Origin of the sequence: Paraburkholderia sp. SIMBA_027, from assembly GCF_046535315.1 — a bacterium.
Lineage (GTDB): Bacteria > Pseudomonadota > Gammaproteobacteria > Burkholderiales > Burkholderiaceae > Paraburkholderia > Paraburkholderia tropica.
Window position 1 is genome coordinate 1 of the sequence record NZ_JAWRWY010000252.1, and the last position, 332, is coordinate 332.

1 protein-coding gene is annotated in these 332 nt (G+C 32.2%); it reads left to right on the forward strand.

Annotated elements, in window-relative coordinates; translation table 11 throughout:
* On the forward strand, positions 1 to 332 hold a 332-nt coding region (locus tag SB764_RS38995), incomplete at both ends, for a hypothetical protein (RefSeq protein ID WP_410866610.1).

The following is a 332-nucleotide window of genomic DNA, read 5'->3' on the forward strand; positions in this document are numbered from 1 at the left end:
GTAGGTGGAGAAAGCTTTAAACTTGATGTCTTAAATAGAAGTGGGTCTAGATCTTCTTCGCCAGGCATACCTATTGAAACCTATAACGTGAGAAGTTTTTTAGCAGGTAATTATACAGAAGAATTTCCTGAAACTTTTGATAATGTATTGTTTAGCGCAGATTACTTAACCCCCTGGATTGAGCCAGCGGTATTTAAAGAAGAACGATCAACTAAAGATAACTATAATAAAATAGAATATTTTCCTCCAGAACCAAAAGAATACAAGATAAAAAGCATTAACACCACAATTGAAGAATATTTTATTGGGAATACAAAAAGAGATTTTATTTC